This window comes from Leptolyngbya sp. FACHB-36, assembly GCF_014695955.1.
Lineage (GTDB): Bacteria > Cyanobacteriota > Cyanobacteriia > Leptolyngbyales > Leptolyngbyaceae > FACHB-36.
Genome location: NZ_JACJPG010000038.1, coordinates 1 through 3,598, shown reverse-complemented (window position 1 = coordinate 3,598; position 3,598 = coordinate 1). Strand labels below are relative to the sequence as shown.

General features: G+C 56.5%; 5 protein-coding genes. 1 reads left to right on the top strand and 4 read right to left on the bottom strand.

Annotation, left to right across the window (positions count from 1 at the left end; genetic code table 11):
* From H6F43_RS00560 to H6F43_RS00550, 3 genes are all read right to left on the bottom strand, one after another.
* On the bottom strand, window positions 1-617 hold a 617-nt coding region (locus H6F43_RS00560; RefSeq protein WP_190340093.1), incomplete at its 3' end, for a hypothetical protein.
* Window positions 614-1,099, bottom strand: coding sequence for a hypothetical protein (locus H6F43_RS00555; protein WP_190340092.1), 486 nt, complete (start codon window positions 1,097-1,099; stop codon window positions 614-616). The genes H6F43_RS00560 and H6F43_RS00555, both read right to left, overlap by 4 nt.
* A 50-nt stretch (window positions 1,100-1,149) precedes the next feature.
* Window positions 1,150-1,371, bottom strand: coding sequence for a hypothetical protein (locus H6F43_RS00550; RefSeq protein WP_190340091.1), 222 nt, complete (start codon window positions 1,369-1,371; stop codon window positions 1,150-1,152).
* Window positions 1,372-1,486: 115 nt separating this feature from the next.
* Between H6F43_RS00550 and H6F43_RS00545 the strand changes: the two genes are divergently transcribed.
* Window positions 1,487-1,813, top strand: coding sequence for a helix-turn-helix transcriptional regulator (locus H6F43_RS00545; RefSeq protein WP_190340090.1), 327 nt, complete (start codon window positions 1,487-1,489; stop codon window positions 1,811-1,813).
* 18 nt (window positions 1,814-1,831) lie between these two features.
* Here H6F43_RS00545 and H6F43_RS00540 read toward each other — a convergent pair.
* On the bottom strand, window positions 1,832-3,598 hold a 1,767-nt coding region (locus H6F43_RS00540), incomplete at its 5' end, for a hypothetical protein (protein WP_190340089.1).

The following is a 3,598-nucleotide window of genomic DNA, read 5'->3' as shown; positions in this document are numbered from 1 at the left end:
TGAGGTGCAACGGGGTTCGAGTTAATCGCCGACGCTCTCACGTTGCCGCTGGTATCAACCCAGAGAAAGTAGCCTGCCGCCGCCGCGATCGCCCCTGCTTGCTCGATATAGCTCGACTCCAGCAGTCGAGGCGTTGCAGCATGGAGGTAGCCCGGAACCTCATCAATCAGCAGCGGCACACCTGCAGCTGCCAACAAATTATTAATAATCTGCGTCCGCGTCGTTCGGGTGCCCAGGCAGATCTTAGAGGCGTCGCCCTTCGGCTCCCGGAACCGCAGCAGCTCGAAGATATCGCCAAACTGAATCTCCAGTCGCCCTGCCTTGGGGTCATAGCTGGAATCCAAAATAAACAGCGTCCCGCCCCTAGGGGGCAACCGCAGAGCTTGACTGTTATCAGCAATTCGCAGCCCGATCGGGTTGCCACGCGCCCACCGATCGCTGATTCGATCGTCGATACTCTCAAACCCTTCCGGGCGTCCCAGCGTCAAGCTGCCCTTAAAGGTAATCAGCCCCGACTGGTCAATTTTGCTGTCGCTACCTGCGAAGGAAATTAGCGGCTTGGTGCAGTCCAGCCCCGCGATCATGATCTGGTAATTGCGGACTGACAGGTTGATCATGGTGCAACCTTGTCCAGTTCCTTCAGCACAAAGCTGGTCTGGAATGGCTTCAAGCCCGCTAGTTCAGTCGCCTTGGGCTGAAACATCCGCACCGAGAACCGTGCCGGATAGGTAATGCCGCCGCTGACAAACTGTGTGACTGTGCCACCGGGAACGATCGCGCGGGTTCTGGCGTTGCTGTCCTCAATAACAGGTTGAACCGTGTCGTCGCACGCAATGCCGAAGCCGGTCGGGGGCTGCCGCCGCTTGCGCTCCGATCGGACGTAGATAAATTGGAGTTGCTGCCACTCTGCCAGCGTTAGGAAAGCGGTGATTGTCCAGACGCGCTTTGGTTCGTAGGCAGGGCCGTCCACTACTGCAAATCCTGCCAGCGAGTAGGACACGTCGCCTGCATCGGCATAGGTCACTTCGTAGCCGCTGGAAGCGAACTCGCTGATTTTGAGGTTAATACCGTCAATTGATAGGGCAAGGAAGCGGCGCATGGGGCAATAGCGGTGGCTGTGCCCCTGGTATTCCTACCCCGGATTGGAGCCTAGACGAACGAGCGGAAGAACAAAAACAGGACGCCCCAAAACACGCCCGCTAAAACAACACCTTTCGCTACCTGGTCTGTAATGTCGGGCATCTTGCGGCTGCTCAGTTCGGATCTAAGCCCGGTGAGTTCTTCTCTCATTCGCGCAAATTCGTTTCGCAATGCTTTTAACTCAGCAACAGCAGGGTTTGCGTTTGAGTTAATCGGTTTTTGTTGGGTCATGGGTCCTTCCAAGGGGTGCTTGCTCAAGGTGCCCAAAGCAAAACCGCGATCGCCCTGTCCTTGACCCGATCACCCTGCTTTTCGATAGGATAGCCTGGTAAATTCAGACTAATGTATGACCAGTCAGGCTAGTTCCTCTTTCAACCAAAATATTTCCCTCATCCTTCGACTCGCTAGAGTCCGATTTCGGCTAACTCAACAAGAGGTCGCTGAAAAGACCGGAATCCCTGTCACAAGTCTCACTGACCTTGAATCAGGCAGAGTGACTGTCGGCATTGATCGCATTCAGGTCTATGCCGAGATGTTGGGTCTTCAGACAGCGGATCTGATCGATGCTGCCGAAGCCCTGGCAGACCAAGCTTGCGTTTTTCCGCTGCTCCAGCGCCGTAAGAAAGGGCGGACTCAGAAAACGACTACAAAAACTGCCAGAGTTAAAAACTAACCGTGAAGGTGGTTTCTGCTACCCCCGCATCAGCGACGCCGCTTGCCCGTTCTGGAAGTCTGCAAAGTCACTCACGGGGTCTTGACTGGTGAAGGACAAGCTTCTGGGTGAGTTTGCCAGCTTTGCAATGTTGCTGTTCAGTAGGTCCAGTTTGGAGCCTAGGAAGCTAACCAACTCCTGGCTGAATGATTGCCCCTTACCCTCGCTCGGCGTAACGGCTACCTTGCTGAAGTCCGGCTGAGGTATGGGAGGTGCGATCGCTCCCACGCCAGTCGAAGGCGTCACGGTTAGCCCGCCGCCTGCGGTCATCCCCGACATTCCCGGCAGGTTGATCACGTTGCCTGCCTGCTGGGAGATGGGTTGCCGCGCCTGCATCCCAGACAGGTCGCCGCCTGCGTTGCGAACGCGGCTGTAGGTATCGAGCGCATTCGGGGTAATGAAGCTGCTCGGCGCGTTGGGCGTCTTTCCGCCCAGTTCGGCGATCGACATCTCCTGATTCTGCAGCCGCAGGAACTCATCCTCTGCCGTGGTCTCGCGCGTTTTCTGCTGTTCCAGCCTCAGCGCCTCCCGCCGCTGATCGGCGGTTTGATCAATCAGGCTGAGGCTTTCGCTGGCATCTCGCTGCCCTTGGGCTGCCAGCCCCACATCTGCGCCCGCTAGCTCCAGATTATTCTTTGCAAGCTGGATTTCTCTAGCGTCGCCGCCCTTTAGCGCCTCGTTGTAGTCGCGTTCGGCTGCGTTGCGGTTCTTTTCTGCCTCAACCCGACCGCGATCGGCTTTTCGTTTCTCCAACCGTGCGGCAATCTGTTCGCGCTGGAGGTCCAACTCCAACAGCATTTGAGCCGTCTTAAACTCCTGCTCCTGAGCCGCAATCTTCTTGGCGGCGATTTCGTTCTCGATTTGCGCTTTCTGCTCGGCAATTTGCAGCTCCGTCGCGTTGGGGTCAACGCCAATCTGCTCCAACTGCCGCCGCGCCACTGCCTTCACCGCTGGGTCGGTGCTGTCGTCGTCGATTTTCTTCTTCAGTTCAGAAGCCCGATCGATTGATCTGAGCCGCGAATCATCCACCGCTAGCGACGCTTCCGACTTGGCTTTACTCAGTCGCGCCTGCGCTTCGATTAGCTGCTTAGAGCGGTCTAGACTCGCCTGCTGAGCCTTGCTGACTTCCTCCTCTTGCTTAATCCGGGAATCGCGCAGCGCCTTGTAGGAGTCGCGTAGCTCCTTCTGGCGCTGGAGTTCGATGTCCACACGCTGATTGTTCAGGTCGGCTAATTTCTGTTGAAGGGAAATTTCTTCCTGTTCAAACTCCTTACGACTTCTACGCTTCTCGTTAAATAGCTTCTGGTTGTCGGCAAGTTCCTTCTGAACCAACTTCACCCGATCGTTAATCGTCCCCGCTTCAATCTTCTGAGTGGTGCGGCTGAGCCGACGATCAGCAAACTCGCTCGTCACTGGATCAGTGGCGTTGGGGTCGTTCAGCAGTTCCTTCTTGGCGGCGATCGTCCGGGTCGTTGCGGAGCGGTTGATTGCCGCCTCTGCCCGCTGGTTAGCCAGCTGCAACCCTTCGATAATCTTGCGGTTCACTGCCTCCTGCAGCGCCAATTCCTGCTCTGCCTTGCGGGTTTTGAGGTCGGACAGGGAATTAACCAGAGCACGTTCGTCTTTCTCAAACTCTGCTGCCCCGATCGTTCCGGCTGCGAACTTGGCACGGAGTGCTGACAGCTGCTGCTCCTGGTTGATCTCAACGTTGCGCGTGGTCTGCAATTGGATTTTGGCAGACTCGAT